We start from the raw sequence: 19,051 nt of genomic DNA on the forward strand, positions 1-19,051 counted from the left end.
GAGGCGATCGCCTTTAGTTTGAACGGAGATATCGCGGAAGGCTTTCCACATGGACAGATCGCTTGATCAGATCGACTGGCGGATCATCGCCGAACTCCAGCGGGACGGCCGGCTCTCGTTCAACAAACTCGCCCAGCGGATCAACCTCTCCGCCCCGGCCGTCGCCGACCGTGTCCGGCGGCTGGAGGAGGCCGGCGTGATCGCGGGCTACCAGGCCCGGATCGACCCCGCCCGGGTCGGCCTGCCGCTCACCGCGTTCGTCCAGATGCGCTGCGCCCACGGGCGCTGCCTGCTCAAGACCACCGCCGCCGAGGACCTCCCGGAGGTCACCGAGATCCACAAGCTCAGCGGCAACTGGTGCTCGATGCTCAAGGTCCGCGTCGCCTCGATGCAGCACCTCGAAGGTCTCCTCGAACGGCTCGGCGACCACGGCGAGATGAACTCCCACGTCGTGCTCTCCACCCCGTACGAGGGCCGGGCCGTCGAGCCGACCGAACCCGGAACCCGCCCGGTCACCGCCTCCACCGGCTGGACCCGCCCCGCCCCGGACGCAGCCCCACCCGATCTGTAGACCCAGCCGATCTGTAGCCGCACCCGATCTGTAGCCGTGTTCGAGCCTGGCCCTGGCAGGGCCAGTCATGACACGGTCTCCCTAGGTCTCGGCGGGCTCGGCACGTTAGAGGCATGACTTCTAACGCGATCAACACTGCGACGACCGAACTCCCGCTGGTGGCCGGGGAGTGGCCGCTCGACCGGTACCACTCGGCGGTCGGGTTCTCCATCCGGCACCTCGGCATCTCCAAGGTCCGCGGCAGCTTCACCGAGTTCGAGGCCGGGCTCGTCGTCGGCGAGACCCTGGCGGAGTGCTCCGTCACCGCCACGATCTCGCTCGCCTCGATCGACACGGGCAACGCGGACCGGGACGCCCACGTCAGCTCCGCCGAAATGCTCGACGTCGAGAGCAGGCCGACGATGGTGTTCCGGTCGACCGAGGTCAGCGGTCAGGGCGAGGACTGGACCATGACCGGCGACCTGACCATCGGCGACGTCACCCGGCCCGTGACGCTCGCGGTCGAGTTCGGCGGGGTCGTCGACTCGGTCGTGGACGGCCGCCGGCATGCCGGGTTCGAGGCCACCGGCGAGATCCGCCGGAGCGAGTTCGGCCTGAAGTTCGCACCCGGCCTGCTGGGCGAGGTCGTCAAGATCTCCCTCGACATGCAGTTCATCGAACCCTGAGAAATCGAGCCCTGAGAAGCAGGGATCAGGGTTTCCGCCCGAGGCCGCAGAACGCGTCGACCTCGGGCGGTTCCCCGAAGGGGGTCGCCTCGGGCCGCCACCGTGACACCGTCACCACACCGGGCTCCACCAGTTCCAGGCCCTCGAAGAACCGGGCGATCTGCTCCGGGGTGCGCGAGATGTACGGGGGCATGCCGCGTTCCTTGGCGGCCTTGATCGCCTCGTCGCGCTGCGAGCCGTGGACCACGCTCGTGCCGTCGTTGAGCGCCATGTAGCTGCCCGAGGGCAGGGCGTCGAGGAAGTGCCGGACGATGCCGTACGCCGCGTCGTCGTCGATCACGTTGCCCATGATCCCCAGCATCATCAACGCGACCGGGCGGTCGAGGTCCAGGGTCTTGGCCGCCCCGTCGAGGATCTTCTGCGGGTCGTTCACGTCGGCGTCGATGTAGTCGGTCGCGCCGCCCGGGGTGCTCGTCAGCAACGCACGGGCGTGCACCAGCACCAGCGGGTCGTTGTCCACGTACACGATGCGGCTCTCGGGCGCGACCCGCTGCGCCACCTCGTGGGTGTTGTCGTGCGTGGGCAGGCCCGTCCCGATGTCGAGGAACTGGCGGATGCCCGCCTCCGCGAGATACCGCGTGGCGCGGCCGAGGAAGGCCCGGGAGTGACGGGCGACCTCGATGATGTTCGGGAAGATCTCCGTCACCTTGTCGCCGACCTCACGGTCGATCGGGTAGTTGTCCTTGCCGCCGACCCAGTAGTTCCACATCCGCGCCGAGTGCGGTCTGGTGGTGTCGATCTGGGGGTTTTGCCCGCTCGTCATGTGGCCTCCTCCGCCGATAGAGCACAACTTATGGCAATTCCTAGGGAAGGGCAGGCCGGTCCTAGGGAAGAACAGGCAGGTCCTAGGGAAGGACGGCGGGAACCTGGGCGGCCTTCATGACCAGTGCCGGTGAGCCCGTCCCGTCGGCGGGCACGCGGTACTGGTCGGACTCGTACTCGGCGGGGATCGCGTACATGAGCGTCCGGTCGTCCAGCCAGCTGACCTGGTCGTCCAGCGGCCGCGTCTCGGCCGTGGCGGTCTCCGTCATCGTGCGCAGGTCCAGCACGTGCAGCCGCCAGGGCAGGGCCGACATGTCTCCCTTGACGCGGTGCTTGAACGCGATGCGCGTGCCGTCTGGGGAGAGCGACGGGCATTCGGCGTTCTCCCGCAGTGTCCGCACGGTCCGGGTGGAGACGTTGCCGCGAACCAGGTAGGTCTTCCCCTTGGTCGCCAGCGTCGCATAGAAGAGGTCGTCGTCGGCGAACGTGACCCCCCAGAAGTTGACGTCCACGGATCGGTAGGGTTTGCCGTCCTTGATGACCCGGAACCTCTCCATGTTGCTGTGCAGCTTCCACGTACGGGTGTCGAGGATGGCCGTCCGTGTGGAGAAGTTCACTCCGGCGTACGAGTCGCCGCTCACGAACACCGTCCACGCCACCATGCGGCCACTGGGGGAGACCCGTGTCCGGCTCGGCCCGCCGCCCGCCGCGTACCGGCGTATCTCGCGCAGCCGCGAGTCGAGGATGAGCACCGAGAACGTCTTGACCGGCCCTCGCTTGGCCTGGACGCAGACGCCCGTACCGCCCGAGGTGTGGAACTTATAGCACCTGAGCGGCATGGCCGTGCGCGGGCCGCCGGTGCCGCCCAGCGGTACGGAGGCGAGATGATCGCGATGCGGACCCCACGCCATGTTGCGGAAGAGGATCTGCCGGCGGCCGCTCAGGTCGAACGTGCCTGCGGCAATGGCCGGCCCGCCGGGACGAGCCTTGTCGCGGGCGTCGGTACGGCCCGCCGCGTACAACGTGTAGGTCACCGCGACGGCCGTGAGGGCGGCGAACGCGACGACCAGGATGCGCCAACGTGCGGCGGTGCTCAAACGGACGACTCCTCGGCAAGAACAGGGCCAGAACCAGAACCGAGTCCAGAACCAGAACCGGGCCCAGAACCAGGACGCAGGACGAGGGCGACAACGGCGGAGGCGGCCAGAGCGACGGCCGCGACGGTGATCGCTGGAGTCACGCCCCACATCGTCCACGCGGCCCCGAACGCCAGCGACGAGACGAACCGGGTGGCGGCCTGCCCGGTCTGGACGAGTGCGAGGCCGCTGGCCCGCAGGCCGGCGGGCAGGTGCGGCCCGGCGGCCGCCATCAGGACCCCGTCGGTCGCCGCGTAGAACACCCCGTGCAGCACCAGCACGCCGACGACCATGCCTGTGCCGCCGGCCGGGCTGAGCAGCAGCGCGTACGCCCCCAGCAGCGCGGCGTGCCCGCCCACGAACACCGGCCACCGTCCGATCCGGTCCGCGAGCAGGCCGAGTGGCATGGCCAGCGCGAGGAAACCCGCGGCCGTGCCGAGCGGCAACAACGGAAACCACTGCGGCGCCAGATCGAGCTTCTTCTGGATGAGCAGGAAGATGAACGCGTCGCTGATGGTCACGAGGCCGAGCAGCGCCGCGCAACCGCAGATCCTCCGCATGGCGCTGATCCGGAGCAGCCCGAGCGCCGCCCGCAACGACACCCGCGCTTCCCCGGCCGGCCCGTCATCCGGCGGCGGCCGGTGAACGAAGAGCACGAGCACCAGCACGCCTGCCACGGCGATGCAGCCACTGACCACGAACACCGCGTCGTAGGCGTCCGTGGCGGCCCAGAGGAGACCGAACGCCACCAGAGGGCCGAGCAGCGCTCCGGCCGTGTCCATGCTGCGGTGCACGCCGAACGCGCGGCCCTGGTCGCCGGGACGGGCGGACAGCGAGATCAGCGCGTCGCGCGGGGCGGTCCGCAGGCCCTTGCCGGCCCGATCCACCGCGAGCACGGCCGCGATCGCGGGGATGGTAGACGCCAGGAGCAGCACCGGCTTGGCGGCGGCCGACAACCCGTATCCGAGCCCCGCGACGAGCTTGTGGCGGCGGCCCCGGTCGGCGGCGTGCCCGCCGGCGAGCCGCACCAGCGCCGTGACCCCGCCGTACACCCCGTCCAGCAGCCCGAAGGCGAGCGGGCTCAGCCCGAGCTGGACCACCACGTAGATCGGCAGGACCGCCGTCACCATCTCCGCCGACACGTCGGTGAGCAGGCTGACCGCGCCGAGCGCGAAGACGGTCGCCGGAACGCCCCGTACGGCCGCCGAGTCAGGCACCCGGTCACGCTCGACGCCCTTGGCGGCGTCCGTGGCGCGCGCCGTCGACAGGTACACCGGCTCCCTCACCCCCGTGGAACGTGAACGGTCAAGACCGGTCGACGGTGATCCTAGAGTCGGCCGGCCTCGACCGCTCTCGGGAGCGGCGGAATGTATCAGCGGATCAGATCCGGGACCAGGCCTCGCTCAGAACGGACCGCAGGATCTGCTCGATCTCATCGAAGTGGGACTGGTCGCAGATCAGCGGTGGCGCGAGCTGGACGACGGGGTCGCCGCGGTCGTCGGCGCGGCAGTAGAGCCCCGCCTCGTACAGCGCCTTGTCGAGGAAGCCGCGCAGCAGCCGCTCGCTCTCGTCGTCGTCGAACGTCTCGCGCGTGGTCTTGTCCTTGACCAGCTCGATCCCGTAGAAGAACCCGTCGCCGCGGACGTCGCCGACGATCGGCAGGTCGTGCAGCCTCTCCAGCGTCGAGCGGAAGGCGCCCTCGTTGCGCCGCACGTGCCCGAGCAGGTCCTCGCGTTCGAACAGATCGAGATTGGCCAGCGCGACGGCGGCCGAGACGGGGTGGCCGCCGAACGTGTAGCCGTGCGCGAACATGGCCTTGTCGCGCTTGAACGGCTCGAACAGCCGGTCGCTCACGAGCATCCCGCCCAGCGGCGAGTAACCCGAGGTCACGCCCTTGGCGAAGGTGATGATGTCGGGCCGGTAGCCGAACTTCTCCGCCCCGAACATCGAGCCGAGCCGCCCGTACGCGCAGATCACCTCGTCGGAGACCAGCAGCACGTCGTGGCGGTCGCAGATCTCCCGTACCCGCTGGAAGTAGCCGGGCGGCGGCGGGAAGCAGCCTCCCGAGTTCTGCACCGGCTCCAGGAAGACCGCGGCGACGGTGTCGGGCCCCTCGAAGAGGATGGCCTCCTCGATACGGTCCGCAGCCCACCGGCCGAACGCCTCCGGATCGTCGCGGTGCTCGTTCGCCCGGTAGATGTTGGTGTTGGGGACACGGAACGCGCTGGGCACGAGCGGCTCGTACGGCGCCTTGATGCCCGGCAGGCCCGTCAGCGACAGCGCCCCGTGCGGCGTGCCGTGGTAGGCCACTGACCGGCTGAGCACCTTGTGCTTGGTCGGCTTGCCGGTGAGCTTGAAGTAGTGCTTGGCCAGCTTCCAGGCGCTCTCGACCGCCTCCCCGCCCCCCGAGGTGAAGAACGTGCGGTTGAGTCCCTCGGGCGCGAGCCCCGCCAGCCGTTCGGCGAGCTCGGCGGCCTTGGGGTGGGCGTATGACCAGAGCGGGAAGAACGCGAGCTCGGCGGCCTGCTTGGCGGCGGCCTGCGCCAGCTCCTCGCGGCCGTGCCCCACCTGGACCACGAAGAGGCCGGAGAGCCCATCGAGGTAGCGGCGGCCCTGCGCGTCGTAGATGTAGGCACCGTCCCCACGAACGATCACGGGAACCTCGCCGCCGTTCTCGTACGCCGAGTGGCGGGCGAAGTGCATCCAGAGGTGGTCGCGGGCCGCTCTCTGTAGGTTCTCCTGCGTCGCGTCCGTCATTGCACACTTCCCTGTCGCGAGTGATCCAGTTGTATTGATGCTAGATGACTTCGGAATCAGCTGTAAATACGCATTCAAGCGGCGAGATCCGAAGTACTCAGCGTGATCTCCCTTCGTACTCCACCCCGCCGCCAGGCGGTAACGTCACGCCGAGCAGGCTCGCGAGGGAGGAACGGCATGGACACAGCAGTGGTCAAGGCGAACGGACTGGAGTTCGGATACCTCTCGATCGGAGACGGCCCTCTGGCCTTGTGCCTGCACGGCTTCCCGGATTCGGCGCACACCTGGCGGCATCTGATGCCCGAGCTGGCCGCCGCGGGCTACCGAGCCGTCGCCCCGTTCATGCGCGGTTACGCCCCGACGAGCATCCCGCCTGACGGCGCGTACCAGAGCGGCGCCCTCGCCGCGGACGCCGTGGCCCTCCACGAGGCCCTGGGCGGCGACTCCGACGCCGTGATCATCGGCCACGACTGGGGCGCCTTCGCCACCTACGGCGCCGCCGCGTTCGCCCCCGACCGGTGGCGCAAAGCGGTCACCCTCGCCGTCCCGCCCGTGAACGCGATGATGGGCACCTTCTTCAGCTACGAGCAGCTGAAGCGCTCGTTCTACATCTTCCTCTTCCAGACACCGCTGGCCGAGATGGCGTTCGACCGCTCGTTCGTCGAGGGGCTCTGGCGCGACTGGTCACCCGGCTTCGACGCGGCCGAGGAGATCGACAACGTCATGGACTGCCTCGCCACCCCCGACAACATCGCCGCGGCCATCGGCTACTACCGCGCGATGCTCGACCCGACCCGCCTGGTCAATGCCTACGCTGCCGAACAGGCATCCGCCTCCACCACCGGCGAACGCCCCATCCTCTACCTGCACGGCGCCCAGGACGGCTGCCTGGGTGCCGACGTGGTGGACCCGTCCGCCGTCCTGCCCCACCTCCCACCCGGCTCCCGCGCCGAGATCGTCCCCGACGCCGGCCACTTCCTCCAGTTGGAACGCCCCGCGGACGTCAACCGCCGCATCCTCGACTGGCTGCTGCCCTAAGCCCAAGACGAATCTGAGCCAAGGCGAAGCGCACTGCCGTGTGAGTGTTCGACACATCCCCAAGAAAAGAGGTGTTCCAGCGGGCTGCGGAAGCCTGCGTACGGGCCGCGTGTAGCCGGCCACGCGCGGTGTGGTCGCGTTGGGTGCTTCGGGCGCAACCCGCAATGGAAGATTACCGAGCGCGGCTGAAAGCTTACTCTCTTGGGCCAGATGTGGGTGCGGCAAATGCCATCACGTGTGGACGGTAGTGCAATCTATCCAATTAGGTCCCCTTTGAGTATTGACCACCCAGTTGCCATTACGTACGTTCCCTGTAGAACGCGTTCTACCTGGCTGACCGGGACCTCATGTCGAAGAGGAAAGTCGGATCCCGTTCGCCTGGTCCCTGATTCGCGGTGTCTTCAACGTCCATTCGACAGGGACGGAAGCGGCACCTCGGATTACGGACATCCCACCCCACCCCTTGGGCGCTGGCGCGACGCCCACCCTTCCTGAAACGAGGACTTCCTTGTCCCGCACCAAGAAGCTGGCCGCGGTCTCCGCAGCCACAATCGCCGCCGCTCTCGCCGTCGCCGTCCAGACCGCTCCCGCCCAGGCCGAGGCCGCCGGCCCGATCTCGGCCACCCTCTCCGGCAACATGACGATCAACGCAGGCATCAACTGGACCTGCACCAGCTCCACGATGGGCGGCACCATCGCCGACGATGGAACGCTCTCCATCACCTCGGCCACCGTCGGTGGCTGCGGTGTGACCGTCACTCCCTCCAACCTGCCCTGGAGCGGCAGCCTCAGCGGCGGTGTCGTCACCCTCAGCGGCTTCCGGATGACCGCAGTCGGCTGTACCTACGGAGGCAGCTTGACGGGCAGCTACGTCGACGGCCCGCTCCCCGTCACCGCCACTTTCAACAACCAGAGCGTCCCCAGGACCAGCGGCATCTTCTGCCCGTCCTCCGTAAGCCTCACCGCCTCCTACGTCTTCAGCCAGCCGTGATCTGGCAGTTGAACGGAAGCGCAGGCTGAGTCCTGCCCTCACCGCCGTGGCCCCGGTAGTCATTTCCGGGGTCACGGCTCTGGGCAGTGTTACCCGGGGCGGCTTCACTCTCTGGACGCCAACTCTGGTTTTCGTGGCGCCGCCATACCGAAACCCGCGTCACGGTGAGATTCGAGCTGTCTTCATCTTTGGGCTAGAGGATGTGCTCATGAATTCTCTGCCGGCGCGTCAGCCTTGCCATTTATTCGCCCATCCTAAGGTCGTGCCCCGCAATTCCAGTTTTGCCGACTTCTTGGCATCCCTGGGAGTCACCAGGGGAGTGGCGCGCCTAGTTGGTCGTTTGAGCCGCCGGTGAAGGTGCCTGTGGGGCCGTCGGCGGCGAGGGTGGCCAGACGGACGATCTCGGCGGCTCCCTGGGCGGCGGAGCGGGGGCCCGTGTGGGCGTTGAGGTCGGTGGCGCAGTAGCCGGGGTTCGCCGCGTTCACCTTGATCGGGGTGTCGGCCAGTTCCTTGGCGTAGGCGATGGTGATGCCGTTGAGCGCGGTCTTCGAGGAGTTGTAGGCCAGAAGGTTGAACGGGAAGAACGGGCTTTCGGGGTCGGTGAGCAAGGTGAGGGAGCCGAGCTCGCTGGAGACGTTGACGATGCGTCCCGCGGGGGAACGGCGGAGCAGGGGCAGCATCGCGTTGGTCACCGCCACCACGCCGAAGACGTTCGTCTCGTACGTGTGACGGAGGGCCGCGAGCGGGGTCGCGCTGGGCAGGACGGAGGCTTCGGCGGGCGCGATTCCGGCGTTGTTGACGAGGATGTCGAGCCGGTCGAGCCCGCCGGCCGCCTCTCGGATGGAGGCCTCGTCGGTGACGTCCAGGTGGACGAAACGGGCGTCGATGCCGTCGGCGGTGAGCTCGGACACGGCCTTCTCCCCGCGTTCGGGTGAACGGGAGCCGAGGAGAACGGTGATGCCGGCGGAGCCCAGAGCCCGGGCGGCTTCCAGGCCGATGCCCTTGTTGGCGCCGGTGATGAGAGCGATGGAGCCGATGGAGTTCGTCATGCCGTCCAGGCTGGGGTGACGCGCGGCGGGTGAGGAGAGACCGCCTGAGGCTGGGATCGGCGATACCACCCTGGGGGCGGCCGGGGCGCGTCCTCATGGGGGATGCTGGTGAACGTGGACAGAGCGGAGATGGCCCAGTTCCTGCGGTCGCGGCGGAACGGGATCCAGCCGCACGACGTGGGGTTGGAGGCCGGTACGCGGCGCCGTACACCGGGCCTGCGGCGCGAAGAGGTCGCGCGGCTGGCAGGCATGTCGGTCGACTACTACATCCGGCTGGAGCAGGGCCGCGGGCCGCGGCCGTCACGGCAGATCCTCGCGTCTCTCGCGCGGGCGCTCCGGCTGACCGAGGACGAGCGCGCCTACCTCTACAACGTCGCGGGCGAGCCGGTGGGGCCGCCGGTCGGCCCGCCGCACGAGGTGCCCGCGGGCATTCTGCACCTCCTGGACCGGCTGGACGACACCCCGGCGTACGTGCTGAGCGCCGAGCACGAGGTGCTCGCCTGGAACGCCCTGGCCGCGGCGCTGATCGCCGACTTCTCGACGATGGCGCCCAAGGACCGCAACGTGATGCGGTGGTTCTTCGGCCCGGACACCGATGAGCGGCTGGAACAGGACGAGGAGTACCTGGCGTTCGCCCGTGACAGCGTCGCCGACCTCAGGGCGGCGGCGGGTCGCTATCCGGATGATCCAGGGATCAGGGATCTGGTCGCCGAGCTGACCGCCAAGAGCGGCCTCTTCCGGAGGTTGTGGGCCGAACACCGGGTCGAAGTCAGGCGGAGCAACACCAAGCGGATGGTGCACCCGGTCGTCGGCCCGCTGGAGCTGCACTGCGACGTGCTGCTCGTACCGGAGAAAGATCAGAAGGTGGTGCTCTACACCGCGGCCCCCGGCACCGCGTCGCACGAGGCGCTCAAGCTGCTGCGCGTCGTGGGCATCCAGTCGCTGACGACACCGTGAGAAGCCGCGGTGAGCCCGTTGGCCCACCGCGGCTTCTCATCGGCTCTAGCGGAGTTCGCGCTTGAGGATCTTGCCGGTGGCGGTCATCGGGAGTTCGTCGCGGAACTCGACGATGCGCGGGTACTTGTAGTTGGCGAAGTTCTCCTTGCCCCAGGCGATCAGCTCGTCCTCGGTGATCGTGGCGCCGGGCGTGCGGATGATGTACGCCTTGACCTCCTCGCCGTGCGACTCGTGCGGGACGCCGACGACGGCGGCCAGGGAGACCTGCGGGTGGGTCATCAGGACCTCTTCGAGCTCCCGCGGGTAGACGTTGAAACCGCCACGGATGATCATGTCCTTGGAGCGGTCGATGATGAAGTAGTAGCCGTCCTCGTCCCGCCTGGCGACGTCGCCGGTGCGGAACCAGCCGTCCTTGATCGCCTCGCCGGTCGCCTCGGGCCGCTTGTAGTAGCCCTTCATGATGTTGTGGCCGCGGATGGCGATCTCGCCGGGGCCCTCGCCCTCGATCTCCTTCCAGTCGTCGTCGATGAGCTTCATCTCGACGCCCCAGATGGGGAGGCCGACCGAGCCCGGCTTGGTGGGCCGGTCGGGGCGGTTGAACGAGGCGACCGGGGAGGTCTCGGACAGGCCGTAGCCCTCCAGCACGTCGGCGCCGAACTTCTCCTTGATGCCCTTGAGGACTTCGAGCGGCAGCGCGGAGCCGCCGGAGACGGCCACGCGCAGGTTCTCGCGGATGGAGGCCACGTCCTCGGCGGAGGTGTCGTCGGTGAGGAGCGCCCAGTACATGGTGGGCACGCCGGCGAAGATGTTGACCTTCTCCTTGACCATCAGCTCGATCGCCTGCTTGGCCTCGAACCTCGGCAGCAGGACGAGGGTCGCCCGGCGGTAGAACCCCACGTTCATCACGCAGGTCTGCCCGAAGATGTGGAACAGCGGCAGCGTCACCAGCGACGTGTCGTGCAGCGTCTTCTTGAAGAGCGTGTCGTCGATCATCGCGTTGGTCAGCAGGTTGCTGTGCGACAGCTCGGCGCCCTTGGGCTGGCCGGTGGTCCCGCTGGTGTAGATGATCACGGCGGTGTCGGTCGGGGCGGTCTGCACCGACTCGAACGTGGCCGGCTGGTCGGCCAGGGCCGCCCAGAACAGCTCGGCGCCCTCGATCGGCGACTCGGTGGTGGCCAGGCTGGCGGGCAGCAGGAAGAAGTGCTCGCACTCGGCGGCCTGCTCGAAGCCGGCATGCCCGGCCTCTCCCAGCGGCAGTTCCGGGGTGCCCTCGAAGCAAAAGAACGCCTTCGCGTCCGAGTCATCGAGGTGGTAGGCGATCTCGCGCGGCTTGAGCAGCACGTTCAGCGGCACGACCACCGCACCCGCCTTGAGGGCCCCGAAGTAGATCATCGGAAAGTAGGGCAGGTTCGGGCTGGAGAGGGCGACCTTGTCGCCCGGCTTGATGCCCCGCGACACCAGCAGGTTCGCGACCTGGTTGGCGATGCCGTCGACGAACGCGTACGAGAGCCGCAGATCTCCGAAGACCAGTGCTTCGCGATCGGGCGTCTCCCGGGCCGCGTCTTCAAGCAGGACGGAGAGATTGAGCATGGCACTCCTCGCGCACGGGGCATTGTCGCCAGCCGGTTATTACCGGCGAGTCTATGAACGGTTCGCCTCATATTCGCCTACCGGCCCCGCGCTACGCCATCCCCTCCGCCGCAGATGACGTGCATCTTTGTGACCAAGCCCGCCGTCACCCCGGGAAAACTGTGCACCGCCACAAGACCACGGCCCCCGACCGTAGATCGAATACCTGCCGAACTAGATCAAATACGCCCGCTTCGGGTGGTACGGTCCGATTCGACCGCAAAGCTGATCTTGTGTCGTCATTCACGGCGCGGCGCGGGACCGGCGGGCGGCATTCCGATCACGCAGACCGGAGGTACGACCACATATGAAGCGCATCACCCGGGTGCTCGCCACCACGACGCTGGGGGCGGCCGTCGCTCTCGGCGGTGGCCTTGCCATCGCCAGTCCCGCCGAAGCCGCGGCATCCTGCGGCCCCGGCTACAAGCAGATCAGCAAGAAGCCGCTGAAGCGCGGCAAGACGGTGGTAGGCGACATGTACGTCTACGGCTACAAGTACGCCAAGGGCAAGTACAAGACCAAGCACTGGCACTGGACCTGTGCGATCGCCAAGCCCCGTAAGGCATACAAGGGCAAGGTCAGCCACATCCAGGTCGAGATGTTCCGCATGAACAACGTCGGCTCGATCACCGGCTATGTGGAGGACGGCCGCAAGCGCAACTACAAGTCCTACGCGGGCCCGATCCGCCTGAAGACCTACGGCTACGCCCAGTCGGCCGTGGTCAAGAACGCCAAGCTCAAGTACAAAGGCAAGTGGTACTCCAGCTGACGTTCCTTGACAATGCCCGCCGGTGGACCTCACCGGCGGGCATTGTCGTAGCCAGGGGCTCGCGGCCCGGGCCTTGGGATCAATGAGGCGGCCTCGGGCCTTGCCGCTGCGCTAGTCTTGGGGTATGCGACCCAGGCTGCTTCTTAGCCCGCCGCGTTGACGCACCGGCGTTGACGCGGCGACCCCTCCTGCGCGAGGGGTCTCTTCATGTGCAGAGCCTGTAATGCGCAGGGCCTGCCGGCACGAATACGAGCCGGTCGGCATACAGGGGCAGCCGGACGAATCCCGTACAGAAGGACCGGAGTAGCGACCGTGAGCAGCGACGAGCAGTACGACCCCCGGGCGGTTCAGGACAAGTGGCAGGCCCGGTGGGCGGAGCTCGACCCGTTCAAGGCCGTCGAAGAGGACGACGGCCGGGAGCGGCGATACGCGCTGGACATGTTCCCGTACCCCTCCGGTGACCTGCACATGGGCCATGCGGAGGCGTTCGCCATCGGTGACGTGCCCGCCCGCTACTGGTTCCAGCGCGGCTACAACGTCCTGCACCCCATCGGCTGGGACTCGTTCGGCCTGCCCGCCGAGAACGCCGCGATCAAGCGCGACTCCCACCCGGCGGAGTGGACGTACGCCAACATCGACACCCAGGCGGCGTCGTTCAAGCGCTACGCGCCCGCGTTCGACTGGTCGCGGCGGCTGCACACGTCCGACCCCGAGTACTACCGGTGGACGCAGTGGCTGTTCCTGCGCTTCTACGAGCGTGGCCTGGCGTACCGTAAGGGCGGCCAGGTCAACTGGTGCCCCAACGACCAGACCGTGCTGGCGAACGAGCAGGTCGTCGGCGGCCACTGCGAGCGCTGCGGCGCGCTGGTCGAGAAGCGCGTGCTGACCCAGTGGTACTTCAAGATCACCGAGTACGCCGACCGGCTGCTGGAGGACATGAAGCAGCTGGAGGGCAAGTGGCCCGAGCGCGTCCTGCTGATGCAGCGCAACTGGATCGGCCGTTCCACCGGCGCCGACGTGGACTTCGTGATCGAGGGCCGCGACGAGCCGGTCACCGTCTACACCACGCGCCCCGACACCCTGTACGGCGCGACGTTCATGGTCGTGGCCGCCGACGCCGATCTGGCCGAGGAGATCGTCGCGCCCGAGCAGCGCACCGCGTTCGAGGCGTACCGCGAGGAGGTCTCCCGGGAAAGCGAGATCGAGCGGCTGTCCACCGAGCGCGACAAGACCGGCGTCTTCCTGGGCCGGTACGCGATCAACCCGGTCAACGGCGAGCGCATCCCGGTCTGGGCCTCCGACTACGTGCTGGCCGAGTACGGACACGGCGCGATCATGGCCGTGCCCGCGCACGACCAGCGTGACCTCGACTTCGCGCTGAAGTTCGGTCTGGACGTGCGCGTCGTCGTCGACACCGGCGAGCCCCACCCCACCGAGACCGGCGTGGCCACCACGGGCGACGGCCGCATCGTCAACTCCCCGGCGATCGAGGGCCTGAGCAAGGCCGAGGGCATCGCCCGGATCACCGAGGTCCTGGCGGAGCGCGGCACGGGCAAGGCTTCGGTCAACTTCCGCCTGCGCGACTGGCTGGTCTCGCGGCAGCGCTTCTGGGGTTGCCCGATCCCGATCGTTCACTGCGAGGCCTGCGGCGAGGTGCCGGTGCCGGACGAGCAGCTGCCCGTCCGTCTGCCCGACAACCTGCGCGGTGCCGACCTGGCGCCCAAGGGCACGTCGCCGCTGGCCGCGGCGGCCGACTGGGTGAACGTGGAATGCCCCAAGTGCGGCGGCTCCGCCAAGCGCGACACCGACACCATGGACACGTTCGTCGACTCGTCCTGGTACTACTTCCGCTACTGCTCGCCGGACTACACCGAGGGCCCGTTCGACGTCGAGCAGGTCCGCAAGTGGATGCCGATCGACCAGTACACGGGCGGCGTCGAGCACGCCATCCTGCACCTGCTGTACAGCCGCTTCTTCACCAAGGTGCTGTACGACATGGGCATGGTCGACTTCACCGAGCCGTTCACGCGCCTGCTGAACCAGGGCCAGGTGATCCTGAACGCCAAGGCGATGTCCAAGACCACGGGCAACCTGGTCGACCTGGGCGAGCAGATCGCCGAGCACGGGGTCGACGTCGTGCGCCTGGCGATGTTGTTCTCCGGGCCGCCCGAGGACGACATCGACTGGGCGGACGTGTCGCTGCACGGCATGGCCAAGTTCCTGTCCCGCGTCCACCGCATCGCCTCCGAGGTCGCCTCCGACCCCGGCGCCGACGCGACGACCGGCGACGAGGGCCTGCGCCGCGTCACCCACCACACGATCTCCGAGGCCACGACCCTGGTCGATTCCCACCGCTTCAACGTGGCGATCTCCCGGATCATGGAGCTGGTCAACGCCACCCGTAAGGCCATCGACTCCGGCCCCGGCGCCGCCGACCCGGCCGTACGCGAGGCGGCCGAGACGATCGCGATCCTGCTGTCGCTGTTCGCCCCGTACACGGCGGAGGAGTCGTGGGCGCTGCTGGGCCGTTCCGCCCCGGTCACCAAGGCCGGCTGGCCCACCGCCGACCCGGTCCTGCTGGTGCAGGAGACGGTCACGTGCGTGGTCCAGGTCGCGGGCAAGGTCAAGGACCGCCTGGAGATCTCCCCGGAGATCTCCGACGCCGATCTGGAGGCGCTGGCCCTGGCCTCCCCGAAGGTCCAGGACGCCCTGGGGGGCCCCCCCCCGCGCCGCGTGATCGTCCGCGCCCCCAAGATCGTCAACATCGTCCCCGGAGCCTGACGCACACCGACCGTTCCCCCAGACCCTGCGGCGCGACGGCCTTGATCCGCAGGGTCTGCGGGGCGGCACGTGCGGCCACGGACGGCCCGGCGCCGGGTTGTGCGCGGAAGGATCTTGGTCAAGACTGCGGGCATGGCGGACGACCTCCTCAGCAATGGACCCGAGAGGCCGCGCCGCCCGTTGGCACGCCGTGCCGCCGTCGCGGCGGCGGTCCTGCTGGTGATCGGGGCAGGGGGCGTACGCCTGCTGGCCGCCGATGACACGAAGACTCCGCGGCGCCCGGTGGAATCTGCGCCCGCCGGAACGTCCCCGACGTCCGGGATCGTCGTGCCCGCCGGACCGGACGCGCGCCTGGAGCCGGGGGAGATCCCCGGCATCGCGCTCGGGAACGCTTCCAACGGAAGCACACTCGAACGCCGAGACCGGGCGGGAGCGGCAAACCCATGGAGTGTCGTCGTACGGCGGAAAGACGGATCACTGGCCAGCCACGGCGCGGTGATCACTTATCCCGTGCCGAAGGCCTCCCCGCAGCGCCGTGTCCGGATCGGCGGCGTGCAAGGCAGGGCCGGGGACGGGCAGATCATCTGGAAGATCGCCGGGTCGTACGCGCGCATACGGGGCGATCTACCCGAACGCGACCTCGTCCGGCTCGCCGCCGCGACGACGGTCGTCGACTCGCGGCCCTCGGTGCGGGCCCTGGCAGGGTTCCCGTGGACCGTCGACGGGCACTACCGGCCGCGGGTGATCCGGGAAGCGCGGTACGGCTCGAAGGAACTGGCCGAGGTCGCCGCTCTCGGCCGCGGCCTCACCCTCGTCGGCGTCGCTCCCCTCGGCGGGGTGGAGGACCGGCTGTACGAGGCGAACGCGCGACCGGCCGGAACCGTACGCGGCAAGCCCGCCGTCGTCACGTCCGCGCTGGGAGGCAACGGCATACTGGCCTGGGAGGCCACGCCCGGGATGGTGGCCTTCGTCGGCTACAGCGGCGCGTCCATGAACGATGACGCCGTCGCCGCCCTGCGCCGCGTCGCCGAACGGACCAGGCTGCTGGACGAGCAGCAGTGGCGGTCCACCGGACCGCACACCACCGACGGCGTCAACGACTTCGGCTGAGTCACATCTTGCGCAGGACCGCCACCACCCGGCCGAGCACCGACGCCTCGTCACCGGGGATCGGCTCGTAGGCGGGGTTGGCGGGCATGAGCCAGATGTGCCCGTCCTTGCGCTTGAACGTCTTCACCGTCGCCTCGCCATCGATCATGGCGGCGACGATGTCCCCCTGCTCGGCGACGGGCTGCTGCCGGACGACGACCCAGTCGCCGTCGGCGATCGCGGCCTCGATCATCGAGTCACCGGAGACCTTCAGCAGGAAGTGCGTGCCCTCACCGACCAGCTGCTTGGGCAGCGTGAACACGTCCTCCACGGCCTCCTCAGCGAGGATCGGGCCACCGGCGGCGATCCGGCCGACCAGCGGGACGTATGCGGGCGCGGGACGGCCCGAGCTCTCCTGCACGCCCACCGTCTCGTACGAGTCGGCCTCGGTCAGCACCGGCGTGGCGCCCGGCACCCGCACCTCGACGGCCCGCGGGCGGTTGGGGTCGCGCCGGAGGAAGCCCTTGCGCTGAAGCGCGCGCAGCTGGTGTGACACGCTGGAGGTGCTCGTGAGCCCCACCGCTTCGCCGATCTCCCGCATCGACGGAGGGTAACCGCGGCGCTGGACCGAATCGCGGATCACCTCGAGCACCATGCGTTGCCGCTGGGTGAGGCCGCTCTCGTCCATCGGCCCATCGGGCAACTCCCGGACCTTGCTCATCGCTAGTCGCCTCCCGGCGCTTCGATCCGTCACTCCTTGTCATGGAACGTTATCGCGTCAGAGCGGGATGATCAAACAATTGTTCGAAGAAAGTGCTCGCGTTTTGTCGGTGCCATGCGATAGAACATCGTACACGCGTTCGATCGAAAATTCGTTCGAAGATCAACAGGTGACTGGGGGTCGAGATGGTGGCGTACGAGAGGGCGAGCGACCCGGGAATCAGACTGACCCGCAGAGGCCGCGCCGTACTGACCGCATTCGCCGCCTGCACGCTGCTCGTGGCCTTCTGGCTCACCGAGGGCCCCGGCGCCCGCGCCGGCGACGGCGGCCATGCACCCGCCCACCGGCAAACCGTCGTCGTCGAGCCCGGCGAGACTCTCTGGGACATCGCCGCCCGCCACGCCCCCGACTCCGACCCCCGCCGCACCGTGGACCGCATCATCGACCTCAACAGCCTCTCCAGCCCGGTCGTCCAGCCAGGCCAGCAACTCCGCCTCCCCGCCCGCTGACAAGCCCCCGGCCGACCCCCGCAGAGACCGCCGGTTCCGTGGACCCCTGGGCGCAGCGCACCTTGGCAGTAGCCGCGCTGCCACCCGGCGCGGCCACTCGCCCGCGTCCGCGTTGCGCGTGCCTGACCCGCACCCGCGCTGCCTCGCCTGTCCTCCCCACGCCTGCGCTGCGCGCGCCCGCGCCCGCCCAGGCCTGCGCTGTCCACCCCGGTTCTACCCGCGCCACCGCTGCCGCGCCTGCCCTGCATCTCGGCCGCGCTGCCGCGCCTGCCCTGCATCTCGGCCGCGCTGCCGCGCCTGCCCTGCATCTCGGCCGCGCTGCCGCGCCTGCCCTGCATCTCGGCCGCGCTGCCGCGCCTGCCCTGCATCTCGGCCGCGCTGCCGCGCCTGCCCTGCATCTCGGCCGCGCTGCCGCGCCTGCCCTGCATCTCGGCCGCGCTGCCGCGCCTGCCTTGCGCGCGCCTGGACTGCCGCGCCCCGCGCTGCGCTCGCCCGTCCTGCGCGCGCTGGCGCGCCCGCCCTGGTCGGCGTCTGCCCGCGCGCGGCTGCCGTGCGCGTGCCTGCGCTGCCCCTGCGTGCTTGCGCTGTCACCTGGGGGTGCGTGCTCCTCGCGTTTCTGGAGCCGGGATGGTCGCGTGTTGTGGGCGCTTGTGTGGGGTGCCGGCTCGGTGGGCTTCGCTTGCGGGGGAGGTGGTTGAGGGTGCCTCGGGATCCGGTGGAGGTGATCGTGACCTGATCGTGATCTGAGAGGTGGGAGGTCCCGGTTTCTGGGGGCTGCGGGGGGTGGGGTGGTGATCTTGCTGGTGGGTGATGGCGGGTGGTTCCGGGTGCGACAGGTGTTCGATGCTGCAGGTCAAGGGCGCGACACGCCGGGGTGTGACACGGGAGGCCCGGTGTGATCAGGATCTACGTGAGAGGCCCCCGTTGAGGTTGCGAAGGCCTGGCGCGCGCCCTACGGTTGACCACAACATCTAGTAGTTACATGGATGTCATTAACCACAAGTTGTGTTCTTGTGGCGATTGTTTTTGATCTGTCAGGGGAGGAGGGAACGCGGTGCACTGCCCGTTCTGCCGTAACCCTGACAGCCGAGTGATCGACAGTCGTTCGACGGATGACGGGGCCGCCATTCGGCGGCGGCGGTCATGCCCTGAATGCGGCAAACGGTTCACGACGCAGGAGAACGTGCTGCAGATGGTGGCCAAGCGAAGCGGGGTCACCGAGCCGTTCTCGAGAGACAAGATCATCGCCGGGGTGCGCAGGGCCTGTCAGGGGCGCCCGGTGGACGAGGATGCGCTCGCCAAGTTGGGGCAGCGGGTCGAAGAGGCGATCAGGGCGACCGGGGTTGCGGAAATCCCCTCGCATGAGATCGGCCTCGCGATCCTGGGACCCCTCGGCGAATTGGACGAGGTCGCCTACCTGCGATTCGCCTCGGTCTACCGGGGCTTCGAGTCGCTCGACGACTTCGCCAAAGAGATCGAAGCACTGCGCAGAACGGATTCCTCGGGGGAAGCCGACCGGCCTCACTAGAGGCCGTTCCTGCAGACAGTTGAAAGCGCCCGCAGCCGG

At 68.9% G+C, this 19,051-nt stretch carries 17 protein-coding genes; 10 read left to right on the forward strand and 7 right to left on the reverse strand.

All coding sequences use genetic code 11. The features are described from left to right. The first annotated feature begins 49 nt into the window (after positions 1-49). Positions 50-571, forward strand: a complete 522-nt coding sequence (locus F8566_RS23145; protein ID WP_151563235.1) for an Lrp/AsnC family transcriptional regulator — start codon at positions 50-52, stop codon at positions 569-571. Positions 572-684: 113 nt separating this feature from the next. Further along, entirely contained in the window at positions 685-1,236 is a 552-nt protein-coding gene (locus F8566_RS23150; RefSeq protein WP_151563237.1) for a YceI family protein, read from the forward strand. A 25-nt stretch (positions 1,237-1,261) separates the two neighbouring features. Here F8566_RS23150 and F8566_RS23155 read toward each other — a convergent pair whose 3' ends face one another. The 4 genes from F8566_RS23155 to F8566_RS23170 all read right to left on the reverse strand — a co-directional run bounded on the left by F8566_RS23155 (position 1,262) and on the right by F8566_RS23170 (position 5,951). Further along, positions 1,262-2,059 (reverse strand): SAM-dependent methyltransferase, encoded by a 798-nt coding sequence (locus F8566_RS23155; protein WP_151563239.1) that lies wholly within the window; start codon positions 2,057-2,059, stop codon positions 1,262-1,264. An 82-nt stretch (positions 2,060-2,141) separates the two neighbouring features. Continuing rightward, complete coding sequence (locus F8566_RS23160; protein WP_151563241.1) at positions 2,142-3,155, reverse strand: PD40 domain-containing protein; 1,014 nt, start codon at positions 3,153-3,155, stop codon at positions 2,142-2,144. Continuing rightward, on the reverse strand, positions 3,152-4,480 hold the full coding sequence (locus F8566_RS23165) for an MFS transporter (protein ID WP_225993442.1): 1,329 nt from the start codon (positions 4,478-4,480) through the stop codon (positions 3,152-3,154). Before F8566_RS23165 ends, F8566_RS23160 begins: the two co-directional genes overlap by 4 nt. A 94-nt stretch (positions 4,481-4,574) precedes the next feature. Further along, a complete protein-coding gene (locus F8566_RS23170) occupies positions 4,575-5,951 on the reverse strand; it encodes an aspartate aminotransferase family protein (RefSeq protein ID WP_151563243.1) in 1,377 nt (458 codons plus the stop codon). 177 nt (positions 5,952-6,128) lie between these two features. Here F8566_RS23170 and F8566_RS23175 point away from each other — a divergent pair, with 177 nt between their 5' ends. Both F8566_RS23175 and F8566_RS23180 read left to right on the forward strand, forming a co-directional pair. Beyond that, on the forward strand, positions 6,129-6,989 hold the full coding sequence (locus F8566_RS23175) for an alpha/beta fold hydrolase (RefSeq protein ID WP_151563245.1): 861 nt from the start codon (positions 6,129-6,131) through the stop codon (positions 6,987-6,989). A 508-nt stretch (positions 6,990-7,497) separates the two neighbouring features. Then, positions 7,498-7,980 (forward strand): hypothetical protein, encoded by a 483-nt coding sequence (locus F8566_RS23180; protein ID WP_151563247.1) that lies wholly within the window; start codon positions 7,498-7,500, stop codon positions 7,978-7,980. Positions 7,981-8,288: 308 nt separating this feature from the next. Here the strand turns inward: F8566_RS23180 and F8566_RS23185 are convergent, their stop codons facing one another. Next, a complete protein-coding gene (locus F8566_RS23185) occupies positions 8,289-9,029 on the reverse strand; it encodes an SDR family oxidoreductase (protein ID WP_151563249.1) in 741 nt (246 codons plus the stop codon). A gap of 114 nt (positions 9,030-9,143) precedes the next feature. On the opposite strand from F8566_RS23185, the gene F8566_RS23190 reads away from it, so the two are divergent. Continuing rightward, positions 9,144-9,986, forward strand: a complete 843-nt coding sequence (locus F8566_RS23190) for a helix-turn-helix transcriptional regulator (protein WP_151563251.1) — start codon at positions 9,144-9,146, stop codon at positions 9,984-9,986. 45 nt (positions 9,987-10,031) lie between these two features. On the opposite strand, the gene F8566_RS23195 is transcribed toward F8566_RS23190, so the two are convergent. Continuing rightward, positions 10,032-11,576 carry a long-chain-fatty-acid--CoA ligase gene (locus F8566_RS23195; protein WP_151563253.1) on the reverse strand — a complete coding sequence of 515 codons (1,545 nt, stop codon included), beginning with the start codon at positions 11,574-11,576 and terminating at the stop codon, positions 10,032-10,034. Between the two features lie 346 nt (positions 11,577-11,922). Here F8566_RS23195 and F8566_RS23200 point away from each other — a divergent pair, with 346 nt between their 5' ends. The 3 genes from F8566_RS23200 (at position 11,923) to F8566_RS23210 (ending at position 16,275) form a co-directional block, all read left to right on the forward strand. Continuing rightward, positions 11,923-12,384, forward strand: coding sequence for a hypothetical protein (locus F8566_RS23200; RefSeq protein ID WP_151563256.1), 462 nt, complete (start codon positions 11,923-11,925; stop codon positions 12,382-12,384). 282 nt (positions 12,385-12,666) lie between these two features. Continuing rightward, a complete protein-coding gene (gene leuS, locus F8566_RS23205; RefSeq protein WP_404800337.1) occupies positions 12,667-15,165 on the forward strand; it encodes a leucine--tRNA ligase in 2,499 nt (832 codons plus the stop codon). Between the two features lie 132 nt (positions 15,166-15,297). Further along, a complete protein-coding gene (locus tag F8566_RS23210; RefSeq protein WP_151563260.1) occupies positions 15,298-16,275 on the forward strand; it encodes a hypothetical protein in 978 nt (325 codons plus the stop codon). 1 nt (position 16,276) lies between these two features. Here the strand turns inward: F8566_RS23210 and lexA are convergent, their stop codons facing one another. Further along, complete coding sequence (lexA, locus tag F8566_RS23215) at positions 16,277-16,975, reverse strand: transcriptional repressor LexA (RefSeq protein WP_151563262.1); 699 nt, start codon at positions 16,973-16,975, stop codon at positions 16,277-16,279. A gap of 185 nt (positions 16,976-17,160) precedes the next feature. On the opposite strand from lexA, the gene F8566_RS23220 reads away from it, so the two are divergent. Both F8566_RS23220 and nrdR read left to right on the forward strand, forming a co-directional pair. Then, a complete protein-coding gene (locus F8566_RS23220) occupies positions 17,161-17,484 on the forward strand; it encodes a LysM peptidoglycan-binding domain-containing protein (RefSeq protein WP_151563264.1) in 324 nt (107 codons plus the stop codon). Between the two features lie 1,054 nt (positions 17,485-18,538). After that, the gene (nrdR, locus tag F8566_RS23225) at positions 18,539-19,012 is read left to right on the forward strand and encodes a transcriptional regulator NrdR (protein WP_151563266.1); all 474 of its coding nucleotides are present in this window, start codon (positions 18,539-18,541) and stop codon (positions 19,010-19,012) included. Positions 19,013-19,051: the final 39 nt, after the last annotated feature.

Source organism: Actinomadura rudentiformis (assembly GCF_008923185.1).
GTDB classification, from domain to species: Bacteria; Actinomycetota; Actinomycetes; order Streptosporangiales; family Streptosporangiaceae; genus Spirillospora; species Spirillospora rudentiformis.